19 protein-coding genes and 1 pseudogene are annotated in these 24,372 nt (G+C 68.4%); 13 read left to right on the forward strand and 7 right to left on the reverse strand.

Features of this window, described 5'->3' with window-relative positions:
* Positions 1-72: 72 nt before the first annotated feature.
* Positions 73-1,329, reverse strand: a complete 1,257-nt coding sequence (locus OG574_RS10335) for an ROK family transcriptional regulator (RefSeq protein WP_326772918.1) — start codon at positions 1,327-1,329, stop codon at positions 73-75.
* A 691-nt stretch (positions 1,330-2,020) separates the two neighbouring features.
* Here OG574_RS10335 and OG574_RS10340 point away from each other — a divergent pair.
* The 5 genes from OG574_RS10340 (at position 2,021) to OG574_RS10360 (ending at position 7,520) form a co-directional block, all read left to right on the forward strand.
* The gene (locus OG574_RS10340; protein WP_326772919.1) at positions 2,021-3,253 is read left to right on the forward strand and encodes an ROK family transcriptional regulator; all 1,233 of its coding nucleotides are present in this window, start codon (positions 2,021-2,023) and stop codon (positions 3,251-3,253) included.
* Positions 3,254-3,689: 436 nt separating this feature from the next.
* Positions 3,690-4,634: a TauD/TfdA dioxygenase family protein gene (locus OG574_RS10345; protein ID WP_326772920.1), complete on the forward strand. Its 945-nt coding sequence runs from the start codon at positions 3,690-3,692 to the stop codon at positions 4,632-4,634.
* Between the two features lie 722 nt (positions 4,635-5,356).
* Positions 5,357-6,337, forward strand: coding sequence for a TauD/TfdA dioxygenase family protein (locus OG574_RS10350; protein WP_326772921.1), 981 nt, complete (start codon positions 5,357-5,359; stop codon positions 6,335-6,337).
* 259 nt (positions 6,338-6,596) lie between these two features.
* Complete coding sequence (locus tag OG574_RS10355; RefSeq protein WP_326772922.1) at positions 6,597-6,971, forward strand: integrase core domain-containing protein; 375 nt, start codon at positions 6,597-6,599, stop codon at positions 6,969-6,971.
* 141 nt (positions 6,972-7,112) lie between these two features.
* The gene (locus tag OG574_RS10360; RefSeq protein WP_326772923.1) at positions 7,113-7,520 is read left to right on the forward strand and encodes an FKBP-type peptidyl-prolyl cis-trans isomerase; all 408 of its coding nucleotides are present in this window, start codon (positions 7,113-7,115) and stop codon (positions 7,518-7,520) included.
* 29 nt (positions 7,521-7,549) lie between these two features.
* On the opposite strand, the gene OG574_RS10365 is transcribed toward OG574_RS10360, so the two are convergent.
* The 6 genes from OG574_RS10365 to OG574_RS10390 form a co-directional block, all read right to left on the reverse strand.
* Positions 7,550-7,852, reverse strand: coding sequence for a transposase family protein (locus OG574_RS10365; protein WP_442816805.1), 303 nt, complete (start codon positions 7,850-7,852; stop codon positions 7,550-7,552).
* Positions 7,853-9,060: 1,208 nt separating this feature from the next.
* Positions 9,061-9,858 carry a bestrophin-like domain gene (locus OG574_RS10370; protein ID WP_326772924.1) on the reverse strand — a complete coding sequence of 266 codons (798 nt, stop codon included), beginning with the start codon at positions 9,856-9,858 and terminating at the stop codon, positions 9,061-9,063.
* A gap of 394 nt (positions 9,859-10,252) precedes the next feature.
* Positions 10,253-10,432: a hypothetical protein gene (locus OG574_RS10375; RefSeq protein ID WP_326772925.1), complete on the reverse strand. Its 180-nt coding sequence runs from the start codon at positions 10,430-10,432 to the stop codon at positions 10,253-10,255.
* Positions 10,433-10,751: 319 nt separating this feature from the next.
* Positions 10,752-12,080: a family 43 glycosylhydrolase gene (locus OG574_RS10380; RefSeq protein WP_326772926.1), complete on the reverse strand. Its 1,329-nt coding sequence runs from the start codon at positions 12,078-12,080 to the stop codon at positions 10,752-10,754.
* A 69-nt stretch (positions 12,081-12,149) separates the two neighbouring features.
* Positions 12,150-13,658, reverse strand: a complete 1,509-nt coding sequence (locus OG574_RS10385; RefSeq protein ID WP_326778425.1) for a sulfatase-like hydrolase/transferase — start codon at positions 13,656-13,658, stop codon at positions 12,150-12,152.
* 333 nt (positions 13,659-13,991) lie between these two features.
* A complete protein-coding gene (locus OG574_RS10390) occupies positions 13,992-14,120 on the reverse strand; it encodes a hypothetical protein (RefSeq protein ID WP_326772927.1) in 129 nt (42 codons plus the stop codon).
* Between OG574_RS10390 and OG574_RS10395 the strand changes: the two genes are divergently transcribed.
* The 8 genes and pseudogenes from OG574_RS10395 to OG574_RS10430 all read left to right on the forward strand — a co-directional run bounded on the left by OG574_RS10395 (position 14,107) and on the right by OG574_RS10430 (position 24,372).
* Entirely contained in the window at positions 14,107-15,402 is a 1,296-nt protein-coding gene (locus OG574_RS10395) for an ROK family transcriptional regulator (RefSeq protein WP_326772928.1), read from the forward strand. The two genes, OG574_RS10390 and OG574_RS10395, sit on opposite strands and share 14 nt — an antisense overlap.
* 19 nt (positions 15,403-15,421) lie before the next feature.
* A complete protein-coding gene (locus OG574_RS10400; RefSeq protein ID WP_326772929.1) occupies positions 15,422-16,234 on the forward strand; it encodes an ABC transporter permease in 813 nt (270 codons plus the stop codon).
* On the forward strand, positions 16,231-17,010 hold the full coding sequence (locus OG574_RS10405) for an ABC transporter ATP-binding protein (protein ID WP_326772930.1): 780 nt from the start codon (positions 16,231-16,233) through the stop codon (positions 17,008-17,010). The genes OG574_RS10400 and OG574_RS10405 overlap by 4 nt, the downstream gene beginning before the upstream one ends.
* Positions 17,011-17,084: 74 nt before the next feature.
* Positions 17,085-18,068 carry an aliphatic sulfonate ABC transporter substrate-binding protein gene (locus OG574_RS10410; RefSeq protein WP_326772931.1) on the forward strand — a complete coding sequence of 328 codons (984 nt, stop codon included), beginning with the start codon at positions 17,085-17,087 and terminating at the stop codon, positions 18,066-18,068.
* Positions 18,069-18,492: 424 nt separating this feature from the next.
* Positions 18,493-19,716 (forward strand): PP2C family protein-serine/threonine phosphatase, encoded by a 1,224-nt coding sequence (locus OG574_RS10415; protein WP_326772932.1) that lies wholly within the window; start codon positions 18,493-18,495, stop codon positions 19,714-19,716.
* Between the two features lie 310 nt (positions 19,717-20,026).
* Positions 20,027-22,666, forward strand: a complete 2,640-nt coding sequence (locus OG574_RS10420) for a SpoIIE family protein phosphatase (RefSeq protein ID WP_442816806.1) — start codon at positions 20,027-20,029, stop codon at positions 22,664-22,666.
* A gap of 134 nt (positions 22,667-22,800) precedes the next feature.
* Positions 22,801-23,897: pseudogene (locus OG574_RS10425) on the forward strand (integrase core domain-containing protein).
* Positions 23,898-24,081: 184 nt separating this feature from the next.
* Positions 24,082-24,372: a BBE domain-containing protein gene (locus OG574_RS10430; RefSeq protein WP_326772933.1), complete on the forward strand. Its 291-nt coding sequence runs from the start codon at positions 24,082-24,084 to the stop codon at positions 24,370-24,372.

Below are 24,372 nucleotides of genomic sequence, written 5' to 3' on the forward strand. Positions count from 1 at the left end.
ATCTTCCCGTTCGGTTCAGGAGTCGGTCAATAATGCAACATTCTGAATTAAGTCGAGACCAGAAAATACTGCTCAGGAGACGGCGGGCAGCGCGGGCCACGAGCCCAGCGGGTCCCCGTACAGCGCCCCCAGCGCCACCGCGCCACCGGCGGTGGCCAACACCGATCCGGTGAAACTGCTGGGCACCACGGCTCGTTCGGGGTCGTCGCAGACCCAGGAGCGCTCGGCCACTTCCGCCCGCAGATCGGCGAGACACTGTGGCAGTCGGCCCGCACCAGGCTCGACGACCACCAGGACCTCGGGGTCGAACATGTCCAGGAGCAGTGCCGCTGCTCTGCCGACGAGCCGCGCCCGACGACGGAAGAGCGCCACCGCCCGCGCCTCACCGGCCAGCGCCTGATCCAGCAGCTGCGTGAACGATCCGGCCGGCAGACCCTGTTCGGCCGCACGCCGCACCATGGCGTGCTCCGACACCTCGGACTGCAAGCACCCGGTCTGCCCGCACGGGCAGGGCTCCGCGCCGCCGGAGCCGGCCGACCCGAGCGGCAGGTGAGCCACACTGCCCGCCCCCGAGCGCGGTCCGAGGTGTATGGCCCCTGCAGTGGCGAAAGCCGCGTCCACGACCGCACCGACGAACAGGAGCACCGCGCTGGCCCGGGTGGTGACCTCGCCCAGCATCTGCTCGGCGCGCGCCAACGCCCGTGCATGACTGTCCACTTGGACCTGCAGTCCGGTCGCCGCAGCGAGAACATCACGTACTGGCACATTGCGCCAGCCGAGTTGCGGATGCTCGATGACCAGTCCGGCCTCCGGGTCCACCCGGTGTCCGGTGGCCACCCCCAAACCGAACACCGTCCGTCCAGCCGCATGGGCCGCCAGCAGCCGGGGAAGACGAGCTGCCAGGTCACCGAGAATCCGCTGCGGTTCGGTGCCTCGGTGCGACTGGCGGTCCACAGCCAGGATCCGGCCACGCAGGTCCATGAGGGAGACGGTCGAGTGGGCGACCGCGATATGTGCGCCGGCCACCAGATAGCGGCTGGTGTCGATCTCCAACGGTATGTGAGGCCGCCCCAATCCCTTCGGCCCGGTGACCTGCGCACTCTCGCGGATGAGACCACGGGCCACAAGCCGGCCGGTGTGTCCGGTCACGGATGCGGGCGAAAGACCGGTGAGCCGGGCGACGGTGGAACGGGCGACCGGGCCGTGGTCGAGAACGGCGCTCAGAACGGACCCAGCGCCGGAGACACGACGGGCCGGTGCAACGGCGGGGATGTCCGAGCGACGCAGCGACATGGGACCACGACGGGCAGGCGCAGAGAGACTCTTCACGGATGTCTTCCAGGCTCGGTGGCAGCGGGCGATGCGGGTGCGTGCTCCTCTACGGAGCCTTGAGGACAGAACCTGCCGGACTCACGGTCGGCAGAATGTCGCTTCTCCCGGTGGAAGGGCGCCCCGCGAAGAGCCGAGCAGGAGAGGTCCCTGGTGGCAGGCCCGCGCGGGCACGGCGTTCAGGCCCGGTGACACGCCGCGGAGCACACACGCTTCAGGTCGACATGACCTCGAGTCGTCAGGTGTGCGGATCGCTGCATGGCCCGGAACGTAGCCGGAACGCTATTACCCGGTCAAACCACTGACCGCATCATGGACAGGGATGGAACGGAGATGCCGACTCCGCCCAACTCCGCCTGATCTCATGCTCCGAAGGCGAGGACTCGAACCGCCAACCGCGGCGACGGCCGAGAACTCGCCGGTGACGCCAGTGAGGAAGTAGGTGTTCGTCAAGCGGCGCACGAACGACCTCGAAGACCGGCAGCCATCACGCCGCATGCTCTGGACAGCCGACCGGATTCACAGGACTGCCGTACGCCCGTAACGGAGCGCCGTTGACCGCCAGGGGCGAAATTGCGAGCATCGGCGCATGGCCTCTCCGTTCCCGCTCCCGTGCTGTACGGACTCCCACCGCCGCTGAGCGTGCCTCGCTCCGCGGCTCTCTGCCGTCCTACCGTTGAGCGAGGGAGCCATGACCGCCATCTCCGATCATGCCCGGCCGCCGCTACTCGTTGCTCTGCCCGCGCGACCGGAACCGCTGTCCGTCGAGGGCGGCGGCCCGGGCGCCCTGCTGCGTACGCTGCTGCGCGACGGACCCGCCGCGCGCACGGAACTCGTGACCAGAACCCGGCTCAGCCCGGCCGCGGTGTCGCGCCACACGGCGGAGCTGATCGGGCTCGGGCTGCTGCGCGAACTGCCGCCGCGTGTAAGCCCGCCGCGCGCCGGGCGGCCGCAGGTGCCGGTGGCGATCGACCCCGGCCACCACGTCGCCTGCGGGGTACACATCGCCCTGGAACACATGACCTTCGCCGTGGTGGATCTGCTGGGCCGGGTCACGGCGCAGCGGCGGCTGGCACATCCGGGCGGGCCGCGGCAGGTGCTGGAGCAGATCGGCAGGGTCCTGCCCGGCTTCCTCGGCCGGCACGCGGCGGGGCGCTCGGTGCTCGGCCTCGGCGTCGTGACCGGTGGTTGGGTCGACGCCGAGCAGGGAACGGTGATCGAGCATGCGCCCCTCGGTTGGCGGGATGTGCCGGTTCGGCGCGTGCTTGGCGCCACGACCAGGTTGCCGGTGCATGTGGACGGGCACGCGCGGGCGCTGGCACACGCCGAGTTGCTCTTCGGCGCGGGGGCAGGGCGCTCGGACCTGGTACAGCTCTTCGTCGGCAATGTGGTGGACGCCGCGATCGCGGCCGGTGGCAGCGTGCTGCGCGGGCGCCGGTCCGGGGCGGGCGATGTGGCCCATCTGCCGCTGGGCCACATCGGTCAGGCCTGCGGGTGTGGTCGTACCGGCTGTCTGCAGACCGCCGTGTCGGAACTTGCCGTGGCCGAGCGTGCCTTCGAAACCGGGGCCATCCCCGCGCCGGACTTCGCTCTGCTCCTCGACCGGGCCCGCCAAGGCCACCACGAGGCGCTGCGGGTGCTGCGCGAGAGGCTGCGCACCGTCGGGCGTGCGGCAGCGCTGCTGCTCGATGTCCTCAATCCGGAACTGCTGGTGGTCGTCGAGCGCACGGCGCTGACCTTCCCCGAGCTGCTGCCGGACCTGTACGAGGAGATTGCCGCACACTCGCATCTGTGCGGCGATCCCGAACGGGCCGTCGTCCCCAGCAGTTTCGGGCCTCACGTGCTGGCGGTCGCGGCCGGATCGGTCGTGCTCGACGCGGTGTACCGGAGGCCGATGGAGCTGCGCACAGCGCGCTCCGCGTAGCGCCGGCGAGCTGTGCCGGCGCCCGGTCGCCGCATGCCGCTCGCCCGCGACGGCCCGTGCTTTCACAGTGGCGGGCAGATCCCCGGACCGGCACGGCCCGCCCCACCCGCAGTCCGTTTCTTCCACGGCGTCGCAAATTATTGTCGCCCCGTCAGCCAGCGCGGAGAATCGCCCTATGGATGCGACAGGGAGGGCCACGGCGCGTGACGCCGCCGGACGGGAGACGGTCAACGCCTTCCGCGCCCACCACTTCGCCGGACTGGGCTGTAGTCGGCCCGCCGGCCACGCGCGCTGAGCCGAGCGCCACCGACGCGTCGTCCGTCTCCTGGTTGCTGCTTCCCTTCCCCGCCCCGTAGAGGGCTGCCTTCCTCGTACACCTCGGTACACCTTCACCAGTCAACGCATCTGCGCATGCGCACATTGGAGCTGCCCTGCCATGTCTGCACCCACCCAGACCGTCCTCGACATCGTCAAGGTCGCCGGAAACATCGGCGCCGAGATACACGGCGTCGACCTCGCCTCCGACCTGCCGGACGACACCGTCGCGGCAATTCGCGCCGCCCTCCTGGAGCACAAGGTCGTCTTCTTCCGCGGTCAGGACCTCGACGAGGCGAGCCATGAGCGCTTCGCCCGCGGCTTCGGCACCCCCACCACCGCGCACCCGACCGTCCCCGCCCTGGAGGGTGCCCCGGCCGTTCTCGACCTGGACTACGGAAAGACCACATCCCGGGCCAACCACTGGCACACGGACGTCACATTCGTGCAGCGTCCGCCGCTGGGATCCATCCTGCGCGCGGTGACCATCCCGCCCTATGGCGGCGACACCGTGTGGGCCAACACGGCCACGGCGTACGCAAATCTGCCGGAGGAGCTGCGTGCGCTCGCCGACCAGCTGTGGGTGGTGCACTCAAACCAGTACGACTACGCGGCCTACAAGCCGGCGGACGACACGGAGGCGGCCAAGCGCCACCGTGCCGTCTTCACGTCGGTCGCGTACGAGACCGAGCACCCGGTGGTACGTGTGCACCCCGAGAGCGGTGAACGGGTGCTGGTGCTCGGCGGTTTCGCGCGCCGGTTCGTGGGCTGGTCCGCGGAGGACTCGCGCGAGTTGCTGCGGTTGTTCCAGTCGTACGTGACAGAGCTGGAGAACACCGTACGGTGGCGCTGGGCCCCTGGCGATGTCGCCTTCTGGGACAACCGCGCCACGCAGCACTACGCGGTGGCCGACTACGGCACTCTCCCCCGCCGCGTACAGCGGATCACGCTCGCCGGTGATGTCCCGGTGTCGGTGAACGGCACCCACAGCAGGGCCGTCACCGGTGACGACACCACGTACAACACCGCCCTCGCCCTGCCCGATGACGGAGGCGGTAATGCATAGGCCTAGGAGAGAGCTCGTCGCCCCCTGGCGCTCGGGCTGCACCTGCCGGTCGCCACGGCCGGTGGAGGGGACACCACCGCGGCTACGTCGTCGGACGGCGGCGGCAGTCGGGGCAAGGTGACGCTCCGGTCGGCGACCAAGGGAAGAGTCCGCTGACCGCTCTCGAGGTGTCCGGCGGCGAGCGCGGCAGGTGAAGAACCTGCCGTACAAGGTGCTGTTCCACATCGACAGTGGGCCGGCAACGTTCTCGAGTCCGGGACGGTCGACGCCGCCACGACCTCCGAGGAGACCCGCGCCAAGTACCTGCAGGACATCCCGACGCCGTCCAGGTCATCAACGGCTGTGCGGTGTCGCCGGGTTACAGCTTCCGGCTGGCCACCGACAAGGCGGTGGCCGACCCGGCCAAGCGCGAGGCGCTGCTGGACTTCACCGCACCTCTGGTGAAGGCCAACGCGTAGGTCCTCTCCCAGCCGGACGCGTGGGACGACGCCTCCTACGTCTCGCAAGCAGACGCCCCTGGGCAAGCAGGTCTTCCAGACCACGGGCACGACCGCCTACGTCCCCATCGACGACGGCGTCGTCGCGCCCCAGAAGAAGCACGCCGACCTCTACACCGAGATCGGCCGGATTCCGCAGAAGGCCGACCTCTCCAAGCAGTTCGACCCCTCCGTCACCAACGACTTCAACGCAGAGCTCGCCGCAGCACAGAAGGGCTGACCACCATGACCTCGACCATCTCGTCGAAGCCGACGACCTCCACCGCGACCGCACGCCCCGCCTCCGGCCACACCGGCGCCGACATCTCCGGCGTCGACATCTCCAAGCCCCTCACCGACGGCGACCTGGCCGTCATCAAGGAGGCGCTACACCGCTGGAAGGTCGTCTTCTTCCGCGGCCAGGACCTCGACCACGCCTCGCAGATCGCCTTCGCCCGGCAGTTCGGCGACCTGACCTATGCCCACCCGCACGACGACACCCCGCCGGAGGACCACCCCGAGATCTTCACCATCGACCCGCGCCGCTACGAGGAGCGCTACGGCAAGGGGTTCCGCGAGGCCACGAAGAAGCGCCGCTACAGCTACTTCTCCGGCTGGCACACCGATGTCACCGCTTCCGTCAACCCGCCCGCCGGATCGATCCTGCGCGCCGAAACCGTCCCCGAGTTCGGCGGCGACACCCAGTGGACCAACCTGGTCGCCGCGTACGAAGGCCTGTCCGCCCCGGTACGTGCATTCGTCGACACGCTGCGCGCCGAGCACCGCTACGGCGGCGCCGAGAAGCCCACCGACGACAGCGCCTACGCCCGCCGCGTGAACGACAACCTGCTCGTCGCCGTCCACCCGGTGGTCCGCGTCCACCCCGAGACCGGGGAGCGCGCGCTCTTCGTCAACCCCGGCTTCACCAGCCACATCGTGGACGTGACCCCGAGCGAGAGCCGCACCATCCTCAACCTGCTCTACGAGGAGATCACTCGCCCCGAGTACACCGTCCGCTTCCGCTGGGAGCCGGGCAGTGTCGCCTTCTGGGACAACCGGGCCACCGCCCACCTCGCCCCGCGCGACATCGAGCACCTGAACGTCGAGCGCCGTCTGCACCGCGTCACGTTGATCGGTGAACTCCCGGTCGGCCCCGACGGGCAGGAGTCCGAACTGGTTGCGGGCAAGCCGTTCACCGCCGAACACCGGGTGGTCGTCGCTACCTGAGGCGCTGCCGACCGAGGTCGCCGCGCCGTCCTCCGCAGAGGGCGGCTCGGCACCGCAGCCGCATCCGTCGGAACTGGTCGACGTGGCCGAACTGCAGCCTGCCGAACCGGTTGTTGATGCGGCAGGCCATGTTGTGCCCGGGAGCGGCCTGCCAAGGTAGCGACAGGGCCTCTGTACCTGTCCCACCAACCACTGCCCGATTAGGTTGGAGCATTTCAGCCGCCACGAGAAGCCGCAAAGGCCCCTCAGAGCCCGCGCCATGTACCTCATCCGCGATCGGGCCGCGAGATCCCCTGTTCTCTTCGACCAGATCCTGTGCGACGCCGGCATCCAGACCGTGCTCACCGGCGTCCGGACACCACGTATGAACGCCATCATCGAGCGCTGGGTCCAGACCTGCCGCCACGAACTCCTGGACCGCACCTTGATCTGGAACGAGCACCACCTGCGGCACGCCCTTCGCCAGTTCGAACTGCATCACAACGCTCACCGGCCCCATCAAGCGAGGAACCAGGCGGCGCCACTGCGCACGGTCCCCGAACCGATCACCGATCCCGAACAAATCACCCGTCTCGACATACGCCGACAAGACCAGCTCGGCGGCGTGATCCACGAGTACCGGAACGCCGCCTGACCTGGACGGATGAAATATTCGGCAGCCGCAGCGCTCCGGGGACGACCAGCATTCTCGATAGCGTGACCATCCGCTGCATGGGCTGTTCATGTGTCCGGCTGGTCCGTGCGACGGCTTCCGACGGAGAGTGATGAGGCGGCAATGAGTGAACTGACGAAGCCCGAGGTCGACGTTCCGGAGGGTGACGCTCCTACCGAGCTGACCATCCGGGACCTGGTCGTCGGGGACGGGACTGAGGTGAAGCCGGGCATGGTGGTCAGGGTCCACTATGTCGGGGTGACCTTCGAGTCCGGGAAGGAGTTCGATGCCTCCTGGGACCGGGGCCAGCCGTTCAAGTTCGCCCTGGGCAGTGGCAAGGTCATCAAGGGCTGGGACCGGGGGGTGAGGGGGATGAAGGTCGGCGGTCGGCGCGAGATCATCGTTCCCCCGCGTCTCGGCTACGGCAATCAGTCGCCCTCACCGTTGATCCCGCCGGGCTCGACCCTGGTCTTCGTGGTGGACCTGCTGGACTCGTATTCCAGCACAACCGGGTGGAGCAACGCCTGGTGACCCTGGCCGCTCCTCCCCTACGACGTGCCTCAGTTTGAGGTGTGGTGAAGGACGACGACGGCCTTCACGATGTCGGTGATCCGGTTGGTGCTGCAGCGGAGCTTCCGCAGGAGACGCCAGCCCTTCAGGGTGGCCGTGGCCTGTTCACCGAGGCAGCTGATCTCGGCATGCGCACTGTTATGCCGCCGCTCCGACCGCTTGAGGTGACGGCGTCGAAACGGTACTCGGAACGGTCTGCCAGCGCCCTGGTAGGCCGTGATGCTTCTACCTTTGATCTTGGCCAGTGCTCCGCCGTTTACGGCGGAGCACTGGCCAAGATCAAAGGTAGACATGGCCGAGGCGGGGCTGGCATAACGTCAGCCCCACACCTTGGGTGAACGGACCGCTGGCTACTTCGGGCCGGGCATGAGCTTCTCCGCCTGCTCATGCGACAGAAAGAGGACGGCGCAGGCCCTGGGTCGACCTGAAGGGTGTCTTTATTCCACGCGTGTGTTGACCTGGAGTTTTGGCTGACGCTGTGGGCTGGGCGTGATCGTCGGTTGTGGCTCCGCGACTGCTCTGCATGATCTTCTGTCGGATGCTCGGCTGGCTTGTCCTCTACGGCCGGTCCAACCGGTCAAAGGAGATAGAGATACTCGTCCTCCGGCACGAGGTCACGGTGCTGCGCCGCCACACCCCGCGCGCCCGCCTGTCGTGGGCCGACCGCGCGATCTTGTCCGCCCTGGCCCGAAGCCTGCCTGCCCTGCTCCGCCGCCATCGACTGGTCACCCCCGGCACGATTCTGGCCTGGCACCGCCGCCTGGTACGCCGCAAGTGGCGACAGCAACCGGCCAAGTCGGGCCGACTGCCGCTGGCCGAGGAACTCACCGCACTCATCCTCCGTCTGGCCCACGACAACCCAACCTGGGGTTACGTCCGGGTCCAGGGAGAACTGCGCAGCCTGGGCCACCGCGTCGCCGCCGCGAGCATCCGCCGAGTGCTACGCCGCAACAAGATCCCACCCGCGCGACCGAGCCACCTGGCGTGCGTTCCTGCACACGCAGGCCGACACCTTGCTGACGACCGACTTCTTCCACGTCGACTGCGCGATCACCCTGAAGCGCCTGTACGTCTTCTTCGTGATGGAGGTCGGCACCAGGACCGTCCACGTCCTTGCCGTTACCACGCATCCCACCGGCGACTGGGTCACCCAGGCCCGCAACCTTCTCCTCCAACTCGGGTACCGCGCCCACCCGTTTCGCTTCCTGATCAGGGACCACGACGCCAAGTTCACCCAGGCCTTCGACGCGGTGTTCGCCGACAACGGTGGTCTGCTGGGCAGCGAGAGCACTCGCATGCCATCGACCACCACGCCCACGGCGAGCAGAACGCCGCCATCGGTGCCTACATCCGTTGGCGCGACTCCCGTGCCGAGCCCAAGACCAACTTCGCGCCGGCGCCCCGATCCGCCATGTCCCGATTACCCGGCCAAGGCTGTACGAGAGGCCATTAGCAGGCCGCGAACGAGCTCCGCCGTCGGCGTATTGATCGCTCCCATCTCCTACGGCCCGCGGCCGAAGAAGCCGGACTTCAGGTCACCGATGACGGCGTCGAGTGGATGCCCACTCACGATGAACGGTCCGCTCCAGGGCGCGCTGAGTGCGAAGAGCAGTGCCAGGCTCAGCCCGACCACACTCGCAACGCCCACGACGAGCAGTGACGTTCGCAGGCTGCTGCGGAAGATCAGTGCGCCGGCGTTCACGATCAAGGCCAGTCCGCTGACCACAAGCGTGACGACGTAGAGCGCGGGAACGTCGCGCGAGGCGGCCGCAATCCGGGCGCGACGACTACTGGTGACGCTGTCCAGGGACACCAGCAGCTCCGTGCTAGCCGGGGTTCCCAGCTCTGGCCGGGCCGCCTCGGCGCGCACGCTCCGCTCCAGTCGTGCGATCGCGCGAGCGGTGGCCGGGTCGTCACCGGACGCCGCTGCCGCACCCTCCCATTCTCTGACACGCGCGGTCTGCAGGTAATCCAGCAGTGCCGCATGGATCGGCTCCGACTGGACTCGCGGACTTGTCGCCGCCCACCCCAGGCGGGAGGCTGCGGCCGCCTCGTCGCTCACCAACCCCTCTGCTGCGCGCAGGTAACTGGCCTCGCTGGCCAGTGTGAGTGCCGCAAAGATCGCGAAGGCAGCGCCGAGTGTAGGCATCAGGGGTGTAGCGATCTGCGGCACCCTGGCCTGTTCCCCGACCGGTACGAGCGCCCGGACGCCGACCCGTGCGACGGCCGCGACCAGTAGGGCAAGGAAGAGCCAGCCCACAACCAGCACTGCCGCCGGCAGCGAGGTAAACCAGTTCACCACATCACCTAAGCGTTCCCACGAGCGTCACACGGCGGCGAAACATCGGCCCCGCGACCTGGAGCTCCTCGTCGATCACCTTCAACGAACGCTCCATCATCACAGGTCGAAGGCCTCCCATGCTCGCGACGCCCGGTACAGCACCTCGCTTCGTTGGCCATCAGCCGAATACGGCCCGGTACCAGGACCACCAGGCTATGCGGCCGCCATGCGATGCACCGCACCGCACCGGACGCCGCTCGTTGTCCGCCAAAGGTTGCGAGACGCGCCAGTGGGAGGGGAGCGTCCTGCTGAGGCGATCAGGCCTAGATTCTGGGGAAATCCGTGGCCCAGGCACCCGGAGGGGGCTGCAGTCGTATTGCGGCGCCGACACCTGCTCGCGCCGCCGCGTGCGTCACAGAAGCGCTGACTGCTCCAACGTGGCGTAGTAGTTGGCCACTTCGGTGAGGTAGGCGGGCTCGGTGGTCTGGCTGTCGAGGGTGAAGCGGGGCGCGGCCTTGATCTCGTCCCTGGTGTGAGTGACCGTCACGGTCTGGGCACCCGTGTCGATGGCGACAACGATGTGCTCCTCCACGCACTTCGGGAATGGCTCGAAGCGAACCCGACCAGAACGCCCGCCGCCCCCACGGGCCCTACCGTCGCCTCGGACTGATGGAGGATCTGGCCACGGTGCAGGGGGACCAGCGAGGCCACCGCGAGAAGGGGCGGCGGCCGTAACCGCCCGCGAACGAGTCCCTGCCCGGATGGTCGGGGACTCGTTCGCGCACGACTCGACGTCGTCACCTGGCCCAGGGCCGCCCTGTCGGTTTCACCGGATCCGCAGGCGCCCAGGAAAGAGCTTGTGCGTGCTCGGTGACGCCGGCGCGACGGGGCATGCAGGTCGGTCTGGAACTCTAGGCCTGACGCTGTATGTACAGGCGGTTGCCCTTCGGTCCGGTCCACTCCAGGCGGACGACGCCGGCGACCGCGGCATCGCCGACACGGGACGGGTCGGCCCAGTAGCCGCTGGCCGGGTTACGGAAGAAGGTCGCCCACAGGCCACCGTCGCTGTCCTTGAAGAAATTGTTGTGCCCGGCGCCCACACCCGCGGTCCAACGCTCGGAATACGGACCTTCGAAACGGTCCGCGACGGCGACGACCGCGTCGTACTGGTACTGCGTCCGGCCGGTGCCCGGCGGATCGTAGGCAGCGCGGGTGCTGCCGTCGGCATTGACCGACGTACGGTCCCACGCGGCGTGCACCAGGTAGTACTTGCCGCCGTGCTTGAAGACGTAGGCGCCCTCGAGGTACGGCTCGGGCGTGTACGGCGTCTGTCGGAACGCCGGCAGGTTCGTCGTCGGGACGATGTCCTCCATGTCCTTGCGGAACTTGGCGTAGACGTGGTTGTGCAGCACCAGCCACGCGTCGGCCCCTTCCGTGTAGAGGCTGCCGTCGATGTGGTGGTACGCGCCGGGTTTGATGAACGACGGCCCGCCGATGAACGAGTCACCGAAGGGCTTGTCGAGATTGCCCTCGACGAGGCGGTACGGGCCCGCGACCCCGCCCTCGCTCACCAGCAGGAACGAGCCGACCTTCCGGGAGTGGTCGCCCATGCACGCGACGAGGTACCACTTGCCGTGGAAGTAGTGCAGCTCGGGCGCCCACGCCTCGCCGCGCTTGCCGAACGCGTCGTCGTACCAGTACTCCTGCCACGGGGCGACGACCGTGCGGCCGGGGCGGTTCTCCTCGACGAACTCGGGCGACCACACCTTTCCGCGCTCGGCGCCGGGCCGAATGCCGGTGGTGTCGGCCAGCCGCCACGGCCCGCGCAAGGACGGTGCCGTCCATACGAAGAGGCCGTCGTTCCAGGGAGCGGCGGCCGTGAGGCCGGGCACGCGGGTGGTGCCGGTGGCGACGTAGAGCGGACGGCCGTCGACGACGAAGCAGTTGACGTAGGTGTCGCGCATCCAGACCCGACCCAGCTCCTTGTCGCGGGGACGGAGCTCGAGGGGCAGGACGAAGGAGTTGTCCTCGCGCGGCCACAAGTCCTTGCGGGTGTCGGCGAGTCCGTACGGTTCGAGGGCGGGCCAGTTCGACGGGTGACGCTTCGTCGACGCGGCCTTCGCAGGCAGCGCCTGGGCAGTTGCGGTGCCCATGGGGAGTGCGGCCACACCTAGGGAACCGGCGATCCCGGCCAGCATGGACCGTCGGCCCACGTGCGTTCCGTCCTCGGATCTGGTCATCAGTAGCGTCTCCTTCTTGGTCGAGGGCAACGGTGCTGTCGGGGGATCACTTTTGGCGTTCTGCGCTGTTCACCGTCGGGCATCGCTTCCGGCCTCGGTGTGCGCTGCGAACTCGTCGGTTTCGAATGCGGAGAGAGTGGTGTCGTAGTCCGTCTCCACGTCGTACATCGGCGTCATCCAGTGGTAGAAGTTGTCGCCTCGCTCGCGGAGCAGGTCGTACAGCCGCCGGGTCAGTGCCGTGCGTATGTCCCGCATCTCGGGATGGTCATGGCGGTTGTGCAGTTCGTCGGGGTCGGCGTCGAGGTCGTACAGCTCGTTGCGGGACTCGGGGTTGATCACCAGCTTGTGGCTTCTGGTGCGCAGCATCCGCTGCGGGTACGGGAAGTGGTGGCCGTGGAACTCAGCGAGGTGATGCTCGTCCCACTGAGGGTGTTCGCCGCGTACGAGGGGCAGCAGGCTGCGGCTGTCCACGGCCGGCTCGGTCTTGCTGTTTGCCAGGTCGAGGATGGTGGCGGTGCAGTCGGTGAGAGAGACGAACTCCTCGCGCACCTGGCCGTGTGGGGCGCCGGGTATCTTCATCAGCCCGGGGATGCGGTAGATGTCCTCGTACATCGCCGGCCCCTTGTCGTGCAGGCGGTGGGCGCCGGTGAACTCGCCGTGGTCTGCGGTGAAGAAGACCGCTGTCCTCTCATCCAGGCCCAACTCCCCCATAGCGTCGAGGATGCGGCCGATCTGCTCGTCGATGAGCGTGACGTAGCCCCAGTAGACGGCGATCAGCTTCCTCGACTCCTGCGGCGTCATGGTGTCGAAGGCCCACAGCTTGCTGTAATTGTGTTGGACAGTCGGTTTCGCCTCGAAGGTCTCGCACACCGAGGCGGGTAGTTCGACCAGGCTGGGGTCGTACATGTCGTAGTAGGCGTCCGGGAGGATGTACGGCAGGTGCGGGCCGAAGAAGTGGGTGGCCAGGAAGAACGGCGCGCCGTCACCGTGGCTCTCCTGCGCGGCGAAGCGGTGGAGCATCTCGATGGTGCGCGTGGCCAGGTAGTACTCGAAGGTGGCTTCGACCGGCTGGTGGAGGCGGGCGGCAAGGAGGTTTCCGGGGCTGCCGTTGGGCGTGGTGCCCCGCACCGGGTCCGTGATGCGGTACGGGGGCAGGTCGTTCTCCGCCAGGTAGGCGAGGTAGTCAGGGTGGTCCACTGGGTTGTGCCAGCCGGCCAGGTCGGGGCCCTCGAAGCCGTAGTCGGCGGCGGTGCGCCGCACACCGCCGTGCCACTTGCCGACTAGGCCCAGGTTGTAGCCCTCGGCGCGCAGTTGCTCGGGGAAGGTGAACTGGCCGTCGGAGAGGTCCTCGAGATAGCCGACGTTCCGCTCGTAGTTGGCAAGCAGCTTGTGCCGGAACGGCGCCGCCCCGGTGAGCAGGCTGGCGCGCGCCGGGGTGCAGATCGCGGTGGGGGTGTAGAAGCTGTCGAAGCGGGTGCCCTCAGCCGCGAGCCGGTCGAGGTTCGGGGTGTACGTGTGCGGGTTGCCATACGCGCCCAGGGTGTCCACCCGGTGCTGGTCGGTCATCAGGAAGAGCATGTTGTGGCGCACGGTGGGCCTTTCGATTCGGTCCGGCTCGCGCGACGGCCTGGGCGGGCGGACGCATCGGACGTCGGGGTTTCCGGCACGCGGTCATGACGCCTCGGCGGAAGCCTCTTCGGGATGGCCGGTGCGGCTCACGGTGCGTGCCCGAAGGTGCCGTGTGACGCATGCTCAGGCCCGGCGATGATTTAAGTCAAGGGTGCGGACATAAATCGCGCGGAGACACCCCTGCCGAGGCGCATGACCCCTGCCTGCGCTGCCCGAACGTCGTGCGGCGGGATGCCGGGCGCGCCTGCTCGCGCGTGCCGGCCGCCAAGCGGTGAGCGTGGATCACCTTTGGACGATGGCGACGGCGACGACGTCGGTGCTGTCGGTGATGACGGTGGCGATATCGATGGCGTGAACATTTTGTTTCGACTCATTGACGAAAATACTCGGCGCTCCCATGCTGTCCTGCATGCACGAACACGACGGTCCGCTGACACGGCTCCGACGCGGCCATGAGCAAGCAGTTCTCGAGCTGCTTCGCAAGCACGGTCCGCTGAGCCGCGCCGAGTTGGGCACCCGCAGCGGGCTGTCCCGCACCACGCTCCACGACATCGTCGCCGAGGTGGTGGGCAATGGCTCCGTGGTCGCCAGCACACCGCACGTCGAGGTGCGCAAGCGCGGCCGTCCGGTGGAGAAACTCAGCCTCAACCCAGCCGCCGGCGAGGCAGTCGGCATCGACTTCGCGCGCCGTGCCGTGCACGTCGCGGCGGTCAACTTCGCCCACGAGGTGATTGGTTCGGCGAGCGAGGCGCACGCCGCGGACCTGTCCTGGCCCGAGCGGATCGACATCGCGGGACGTCTTCTCACCTCGTTGGCCACCGGATCGGGATCACCCGTGAGTTCTGGTGCTGGTTCCGGCTCTGGTGCTGCTGGTTCCGGCTCTGGTTCCGCGGACGACGGCCGACGTGGCCGGTCGGGCACCGTCCACCTCGACGCACTCAGCGCGATCGGCGTCGGCGTGGTCGGACCGATCAGCGACCCCGGCAGCGAGAACGCTCGTGCGCAGGGCATCGACGGCCTGCCGGACCTGCTGCGCAAACAGTTCGGCGTGCCGGTCCTCCTGGACAACAACACCCGACTCGCAGCGCTCGCCGAAGCCGTATGGGGTGCGGCGGCGGACGCCAGCGATGTGCTCTATCTGCGGTTGTCGCACGGCGTCGGCGGAGGCCTGGTCGTGGGCGGCGCGCTGCACCGCGGCAGATACGGCCTGTCCGGCGAGTTCGGGCACATCACCGTGGACCCCGTCGGCAGACCCTGCGAGTGCGGCGGGACCGGCTGTCTGGAGACGCGTGCCTCACTCGACGCGGTCCTGTGCCGCTACCGCGAAGCGGGGGGCCGGGCCGACGACCTCGCGGGGTTCCTCGACGACGTCGCTGCCGGCGAACCGTCCGCCCTGGACGTGCTGGAACGCGTCGGCAACGACGTCGGCGGGGTGCTGGCCGCGGTCTGTCATGCCGTCGGCCCGGGCGTCATCGTCGTCGGCGGCGAGCTGGCAGGGGCCGGCCCCGCTCTGCTCGAGCCGGTCGAACGGGCCTTGCGGCAGCAGCTGATGCCGCTGGCCCGCCATCACGTGGACGTACGGCGCGCGACGCTCGGCGAGGCGGGCAGCGCGCTGGGCGGCATCGCCCTCGTTCTCCATGAATCCCCCTTGCTCTCCCACTACCCGCAGCCCGTCTCCGAGGAGAACGCGTGAAGCCACCAGCGAGGAACCCATGGCCGTGATCGCTCCTGTCGAGAAGACCGTCGCCGATGCGCGGCAGCAGCAACCGCGCCGTTCCCGGCACCGGCCCCTGCTCCTCAACGCCGTCGCGGTGGCGGCAGGTATCGCCGTGTGGGGCGTCGTGGCCGCCCTGGGCCTGGTCGACAACCTGCCCACGCCGACGGCGGTCGCGCAGAAGGCCGGCACCATGATCTCCGACGGCACCCTGGCGTCCGATACGTTCGCCAGCCTGCGCCGGGTCTTCCTCGGCTACGCCCTCGGGGTGGCCGTGGCCGTGCCGGTCGGATTCCTCATGGGCTGGTACCCCACCGTGCGCGCCCTGATCGAGCCGTACATCCAGTTCTTCCGCACCATCCCGCCGCTCGCACTGATTCCGCTGGCGGTCGTACTGCTGGGGATCGGCGAGGTGCCGAAGATCGCCGTGATCTTCCTGGCCTCGTTCATGTCCTGCGTCCTCTCCTCCTTCCAGGGCGTCATCGACGTCGACAAGACCCTGATCAACGCGGCCCGGGTGCTCGGCGCCTCGGACCGCACCATCTTCGCCAAGGTCGTCGTCCCGGCCTCCACTCCGTTCATCCTCGTCGGCATGCGGATCGGGCTCGGCGCGTCCTGGGCCACGGTGGTCGCCGCCGAACTTATCGGCGCGCAGGAGGGGTTGGGCTACCGGATGCAGAAGGCGTCCACCTGGTTCGAAATGGACGCGATCTTCGTGTCCCTGATCACGATCGGCCTGCTCGGGCTCGTCATGGACCGGCTACTGCTGCTGGCCGAGCGACGCCTCACCGGCTGGCAGGAGCGGCGATGAACAGCAAGATCGCTTTCCGCGACGTGGTGAAGACCTTCCCGCTGAAGGGCGCGGCCTTCACCGCGCTGGGCGGGGTGAGCCTGGACATCGCGGACCAGGAGTTCGTCACCGTCGTGGGCCCCTCCGGCTGCGGCAAGTCCACCCTGATGAGCATGGCCGCAGGGCTGCAGGAGCCCGACTCGGGCAGCGTCCTGGTCGACGGGACGCCGGTGTCCGGGCCCGGCCCCGACCGCGGGGTGATCTTCCAGCAGTACGCCCTGTTCCCCTGGCTGACCGTGCGGCAGAACGTGGAGTTCGGACTGAAGCTCGCCTCCGTGCCCCCTGCGGAGCGACGCAGGCGCACCGACCAGGCCATCGACCTCGTCGGCCTGAGCGACTTCGCCGACGCCCTGCCCAAGACGCTGTCCGGCGGCATGAAACAGCGCTGCGCCATCGCCCGTGCGTACGCGGTCGACCCACAAGTGCTGCTGATGGACGAGCCGTTCGGCGCGCTCGATGCCCTGACCCGGGTGCAGCTGCAGGACCAGCTGCTTGCGACCTGGAGCCAGGAAAAGCGCACCGTGCTGTTCATCACCCACGACGTGGACGAGGCCGTCTACCTCGCCAGCCGGGTCGTCGTCATGGCCGCCAGGCCCGGTCGCATCCACCGTGTCATCGACGTGGACCTGCCCTACCCCCGCACCGAGGAGATCCGACTCTCGCCCGAGTTCCGGCGTATCCGCAACGAGGTGTGGACCTCCGTGTACCACCAGGAAGTCCCGCCGCAGGCCGCCTGACCCGTCGTCTCCCGCCGCCTCCCCCTGGGCACTTCGCAAAATCACCCGCGCACCACCCCGAGAGGACTTCCCGCATGCCCAGAAGCACGATCAGGCACGCCGCCGTGGCGCTGCCCGTCGCGTTCATGCTCTCGCTCACCGTCAGCGCCTGCTCCGGCAACGCTTCCGAGGACAACAGCACGGTCCGATTCGGTTACATCGGTGACTACAACGGTGCCAGTCTGCTGGCGATCGCCGAGAAGCAGGGGCTGTGGAAGAAGGCGGGCCTGACCGCCCAGGTGAAGTCGTTCAACAACGGTCCGGTACAGATCCAGGCACTCAGCGCCGGCGACCTCGACTACGGCTACATCGGTCCCGGCGCGATGTGGCTGCCCGCCTCCGGCAAGGCCAAGGTCATCGCCATCGACACCCTCACGTACGCCGACCGGGTCATCGGCCAGCCCGGCATGACGTCCATGAAGGACCTCAAAGGCAAGCGAGTCGGTGTACCAGAGGGCACCTCCGGCGACATGGTCCTCAACATCGCCTTGGAGAAGGCCGGGATGACCGCGAAGGACATCGACAAGGTCAACATGGACCCGTCCACCATCGTCTCCGCCTTCTCCTCCGGAAAGATCGACGGTGCCGGCTTCTTCTACCCCGCCATCGACACCATCAAGAAGAAGGTCCCGGGCACCGAGGAGATAGCCAGCACCAAGGACACCGGGGACGCCTTCCCCACCGCGTTCGTCGCCGGCAACAAGGTGCCCGAGGCGAAGAACAGCAAGGTGATCAAGGTGCTGCAGCAAGCCAACGACTGGCGCAAGCAACACCCCGAAGAGACCCTCACGCTCACCGCCAAGATGCTCCAGGTCACCGAGGCCCAGGCCAAGGCCGACGCCTCTCACGTCGAGACCCTCTCCACCAAGGACCTGGCCGCAAAGACCAAGAGCGGCGAGGTGAACCAGTGGCTGAAGAAGCTGGGCGACTTCTTCGTCCGCAACAAGCAGCTCGACGACAACCCCGACCCCGCTGAGTACTACACCGGGGATCTCTACAGGCAGACATACAGCAAGTAGCCCTCGAACACGGGTCGGACCGGCCATGCCCCTCCCGTTCCCGACGCGGGCAGAACCGGCTGCTCGGCCGCGTCTGCCCGGTCGACCCGCTGACACGATGGAGGGGGGCCAGGGACGGCCGGGCCGCTCTCAGGGCCTGAAGGTGACGGCCCGCTTCCGGCGTACGTCGCCGGGATGCGCACGGAGCTCAGCCCTTCGACCTCACGTGCGGTCCGATCGTCCACTGGGTGGTCCGGCCTCGGGCGCGGGATCGTTCGAGGCTGCCACCGGAGGGCGTTTCCTCTCCCCGGCGGCGGTCCTCAGCTCAGCGTGGGCCCGACATGCCGTGCATTGGCGTAATGAGCCGCTCCGGCGGCTTGCCAGGTCATTTTGTGCGGAGGCGTGGCCGGCATGGACGGGCAGGAGTGAGGGGGCGAACCGGGTCATGGACGAGGAGAGCGTGGACCGGTCGGAGGGTTTCGGCGAGCGGCTGCTCGGTCTGCTGCTGGACCGGGCGCGGCTGTTGCCCCCGCAGCTGATCGCCCCACTGATCGCGGAGGAGGTGGCCGGGATCGGCGGCCGTGACGTCTCCATCCTGCTCCAGGACTATGCGCAGGAGCTCCTGGTGCCTCTTCCGGGGAGGAAGCTGCACGTAGGCCAGCCCGAGCCGATGGCAGACTCCCCCGCCGGCCGGGCCTTCCTGAGCGCGGACGTTGTCGAAGTGCCGCGAGTCCATGGCGTCCGGATGTACCTGCCGCTGCTGGACGGCAGCGACCAGGTGGGTGTGATGGCCCTGACCCTGGACGCCGTCGGCGACGACGACCGGCGCCTGCTGCGCCGGCTCGCCGGCCTGGTGGCCGACATGCTGGTGACCAAGAACGCCTACACCGACCAGTTCTTCCTGGCCCGGCGCCGGGAGCCGATGAGCCTGTCCGCGGAGATCCAGTGGGGCCTGCTGCCGCCGCTGACGATGTCCGTGCCGCAGGTCGCGGTCGCCGGCATCCTGGAGCCCGCCTACCGCGTCGCCGGTGACAGCTTCGACTACGCCCTCAACGACAACATCCTGCACGCGGCCGTGATCGACGCGATGGGCCACGGCCTGGACGCGGCCGCGATGGCGACCATCGCCATCGGTGCCTACCGACATGCCCGGCGCGTGTTCATCAGTCTGGCCGAGAAGTACGCGTTCATGGACGACGCCGTTACTCGGCAGTTCGGTCCCGACCACTTCGTCACGGCGCAGCTGATGCACGTGAACATCGCCACCGGTGAGATGGAACTGGTCAACGCGGGCCACCCCGCGCCCCTGCTGATCCGCGACGGCAGGGTCGTGCGGCAACTGGAGAGCGCCACGACGCTGCCCATCGGCTTCGGCGGCGAGGAGCCCCGGATCAGAGAGCACACGCTCCAGCCAGGCGACCGGGTCCTGTGCTACACCGACGGCATCATCGAAGAACACGTCGCCGGCGGGGAGCTGTTCGGAGAGCAACGCCTCATCCGTTGCGTCAACCGCCTGGGCGAAGAACTCTCGCAGGGCATGCGGGCGGACCTGCTCCGGCTCTCCCACACACTGAAGAGAGAACGAGGCGGCCGCACCAGCGACGACGCCACCCTCTTCATGATCGAATGGCACGGAGGCGCCGCCGACCACCTCGCGGTCCTTGACTGAGCGCCTCGACGTCAACCGAGTCCGAACTGGACAGCACCGCCCACTCAGACGGTCGACGGTGGTGCCATCCCAGGCGCGCAGCCGTACGGCCAGCGGGCCTGCGAGAACGTCCTCCAAGAGTGTGGCGAGCCTCTGGGCCGGCGAGATCATTCGGCTGCTCCGTTCTCTGCCGTCCCGGCGGCAGTTTCATGTGCGTGTTCAGAGGTGCGACGAAGCCGACGGAGAATCATCCGGCCGATTTCCCCTGGCAGGCCTGGTCACATATGGGGACAATGCGGTCACGAGGCTTGCGATGAGGAGTTGCATCGGTGTGAGGATCCGCGGTAGCCGTGCCACGTCCGACGCGCCGCTCGCACTCGATTCGGGCGCGGGAAGGAAAGGGCTCAAGGCCGGTGCCCTGGGGATGGTCTCCTCCGTAGCCATCGGCTTGGCCTCCACCGCCCCGGCCTACAGCCTCGCGGCCACGCTCGGCCTCATCGTGGCCGCCGTCGGCCTTCAGGCCCCGGTAGTCACGGTGCTGGCCTTCATCCCCATGCTGCTGATCGCGTACGCCTACAAGGAACTCAACGCGAGCAACGCCGACTGCGGGACGACCTTCACCTGGGCGACCCGCGCCTTCGGCCCGCGCACCGGCTGGATGGGCGGCTGGGGCATCATCGTCGCCGACATCCTCGTCATGACGAACCTCGCCGAGATCGCCGGCATCTACGGCTTCCGGCTCCTGGGTTACCACTCACTCGCGAACAACAGGCTGTGGACCACCGTGGCGGGCATCGTCTGGATCATCGTGATGACCGCGATCTGCTTCGTCGGCATCGAGATCTCGGCCGCCGTCCAGCGCTGGCTGCTGTTCATCGAGATGGCCGTACTGGTCCTGTTCGCCGTCACCGCTCTGGTGAAGGTCTACACGGGCAACCCCAGGACGGCGATCCACGTCTCACCCTCCTGGTTCAACCCACTGCACGTGCCCTCGACCGAAGCACTGACCGCGGGCCTCCTCGCCGCCGTCTTCATCTATTGGGGCTGGGACACCGCCGTCACGGTCAACGAGGAGACCGCCGACAGCACGCGCATCCCCGGGCGAGCCGCGGTCATCTCCACCGTGCTGCTGCTGATCACCTACGCCCTCGTCGCCACCTCGGCGCAGGCATTCGCCGGAGTCGGCAGCGCGGGAATCGGGCTGGGCAACAGGGACAACGCGGGCGATGTGCTCTCCGGACTGGGCAGCGCCGTCTTTGGCAGCCACGGCCCGGGGCTCTTCCTCTCCAAGCTGCTGATCCTCATGGTGCTGACCTCCGCGGCCGCATCCGCCCAGACCACCATCCTGCCCATGGCCCGGACCGTCTTCTCCATGGCCGCGCACAAGGCCCTCCCCTCACGATTCGCCCGCGTGCACCGCCGATTCCTCACCCCGACCTGGTCGACCGTCGGCATGGGCTTGGCTTCCATTGCGCTATTCGTCCTGCTCGCGGCGATCAGTCGCGACGTCCTGGCCGACTCCATCGAGTCAGTCGGCCTCGCGATCGCGTTCTACTACGGCCTCACCGGCTTCGCGTGCGTCTGGTACTACCGCAAGGTGCTCACCCGCAGCTCCGGGGACTTCCTGTTCAAGGGCCTGCTGCCGGGGCTGGGCGGGCTGCTGATGCTCTTCCTCTTCTGCTACGCCGCGTTCGACGTCTACGCAGACCCCCACTACGGCGCGACCTCCATCGACCTGCCGCTCATCGGACGGACGGGCGGGGTGACCGTCGTGGGCCTGGGAGCCCTGATGCTCGGCGTCGTGCTGATGCTGGTCGTCACACGCGAGCACACAGCGGCCCTCAGACTCCAGCGAAGCCTGCTGCCCCACAGGCTGGCGCCGCAGACCGCCGTCGAGCCGGCGAGCCGTTACGTACCAGCGGACAGCCGGTCCGGGGTGGGCGGCGACTGGTTCGACGTCATCCCGCTGTCGGGCACGCGCGTCGGCCTGGTGGTCGGGGAGGTGATCGGCCACGGACTGCTCGCCGCCGCCACCATGGGACGCCTGCGCACCGGCGTACGCGTCCTCGCCCGGCTGGACCTCGCTCCGGACGAGCTCCTCGCACGCCTGGACGACCTGGTCGGACAGACCGCCAAAGAGCGCGCGGCCGCTCACGGCCCGGGCGGCGCGAGGCCCCAAGGGGACGAAGCCCTGGGGGTGGCCTGCCTGTACGCGGTGTACGACCCGGTGTCCGGACAGTGCAGCATGGCGCGCGCCGGCCACTCGCTGGCCGCGGTCCTCGAGCCGGACAGCGGCGTCGCCGACTACCCGGAGCTCCCACCGGGCCCGCCCCTGGGAGTGGGCGGTCTGCCGTACCAGAGCATGGATCTCCAGCTGGCCCCGGACAGCCTCATCGCCCTCTTCACCGACGGCCTCGTCCAGGCCACCGGAGACCTCGACGCCGGGCTCCGTCTGCTGGCCGAAACCCTCGCCCAGTACCGGCGGCGCCCCCTGGAAGAGCTCTGCGACCGCGCCGTCGCGACGCTGCTGCCGGGGCCGGCAAACGACGACGCGGCCCTGCTACTCGTACGCACCCGGATGCTCGGCGAGCACCAGGTGGCCGTGTGGGAGTGGGCCGCGGACCCGGCGCAGGTCGGCGACGCCCGCACCGCGGCCACGGGGCAACTCGGCGCATGGGGACTGGACGACCTGGCGTTCACCACCGAACTCGTCGTCAGTGAACTCGTCACCAACGCCATCCGCCATGCCGGCGGGCCGGTCAAGGTGCGGCTCATCCGCGAGCAAACCCTCATCTGCGAGGTCTCCGACACCGGACACACCTCGCCCCATCTGCGGCACGCCGCCCTCGACGAGGAGGGCGGTCGCGGTCTCTTCATCATCGCTCAGTTGGCCCAGCAGTGGGGAACGCGCTACACGCCCACCGGCAAGACCATCTGGGTCGAGCAGGCCCTGCCGACCGGGGAGGTCTGACGAAGCGTCCGTGGAGACCTTGCGCTTGCCGAGAACCTCATCCGCACAGATCAGAGTGGTTATGAGGTGAATGAGTACCCGGTGACGGAACAAAAGTGATGCCCCTCCGGATCACCACGGCATGATGGTTGATCGTGCTGCTGAGACTGACGTACCTGGGTGTGAAGAACGCGTTCGCGTTGCTACGCCTGATGCCGATGAGCGACCGGGACATGGATGTAGAGATCCTGACCTTGCGTCACCAGATCGGCGTGCTCGAGCGGCCACTGAACGGGCAGCGGGTGCGATTCGACGCAGGCGACCGCGCCCTCCTCGCCGCACTGCTCCAGGGCCTTCCGCGCGAGACGCTCCGGCGGATCCGGCTGCTGGTCCGCCCAGACACGGTACTGCGCCGGCACCGCGATCTGATCGCCCGCCACCGCGCCGCCGCTTCCTGGGCCGAGCGAGGCGGCCGGCCCCGCACCGTGCACTCCATCCGGGCACTGGTGCTTCGCCTGGCCAGGGAGAACCCGAACTGGGGGTACCGCCGGATCCACGGCGAACTACTCGTCCTCGGGGTGAAGGTGGCGGCGTCCACCGTCTGGGAGATCCTCAAGGACGCCGGCATCGACCCTGCACCGGAGCAATCCTCGACCACCTGGGCAGACTTCCTGCGCCCCCAGGCCGACGCGCTGCTGCCGTGCGACTTCTTCGAAACCGTCACCCTTACCGGAACCCGGCTGTACGTGCTCGCGGTCATCGAGCACGCAAGCCGGAGGATACGGATCCTCGGCGCCACCACACACCCGACCGCCACCTGGGTGGCTCAGACAGCGAAAGATCCCGTCATGGACCTCAAGGACGCCAGCTGCCAGGCCCGCTATCTGATCCGAGACCGAGACGGAAAGTTCCCGCAGCTCTTCGATGCCGTCCTCCCAGACGCAGGCATCAGGGTCGTCTCAGCGGCATCCGGATGCCCCGCATGAACGCAATCATGGAGCGGTGGGTACAGACTTGCCGACGAGAACTACTGGACCGGACCCTGATCTGGGACCAGCGCCATCTCCTCAACTCCCTGCGCGCGTTCGAGACCTTCTACAACGAGCACGGACCACATCAAGGCCTCACCAACGCCAGCCCACTTCACCCGCTGCCCGATCCGATCGAGGATCCACAACGGATTGCGCACCTCCACGTCCGACGGCGCGTGCGGTTCGGCGGCACACTGCACGAGTACACACATGCAGCCTGACCGGCCCGGATGAGGTATTCGGCTAGCGCAGTGCCGCCGTCGGTGGAGAACGGCTGACGTCGACGAAGGTGGAGGAGAAGGCCAGGGCCAGCGGTGTCCCTCCGTGCGTCGGAACGCCGGGCCCACCAGACCATGAACACCGCCGCCACGGCGTAACTCTGAGGACACGGCCGAGAAGAACGCCATGGCCTTCTCCCGTGAGGGCGCCGCCTGGCTGTGGGAGTCGGTCAGCATGTGGGACACGTCCGAGCACGACGCTCTGTACGAGCAGTGGGCGACGGCGATGCGCCCTCACTCACTGACGAACCGCTACACCAACCTCACCGACGACCAGGGCTCGCAGTGGCGCCGGACCGTTCACGGCAGTGAGGCCAAGCACCGGCGGTTGGGCGCCGTCAAGGCCGCCTGGGACCCCGAGAACCTGCTCCGCTTCAACAAGAACATCACTCCCGAGTCCGCCGCGCCGGTGCACTGA

The organism is Streptomyces sp. NBC_01445 (assembly GCF_035918235.1).
GTDB lineage: Bacteria > Actinomycetota > Actinomycetes > Streptomycetales > Streptomycetaceae > Streptomyces.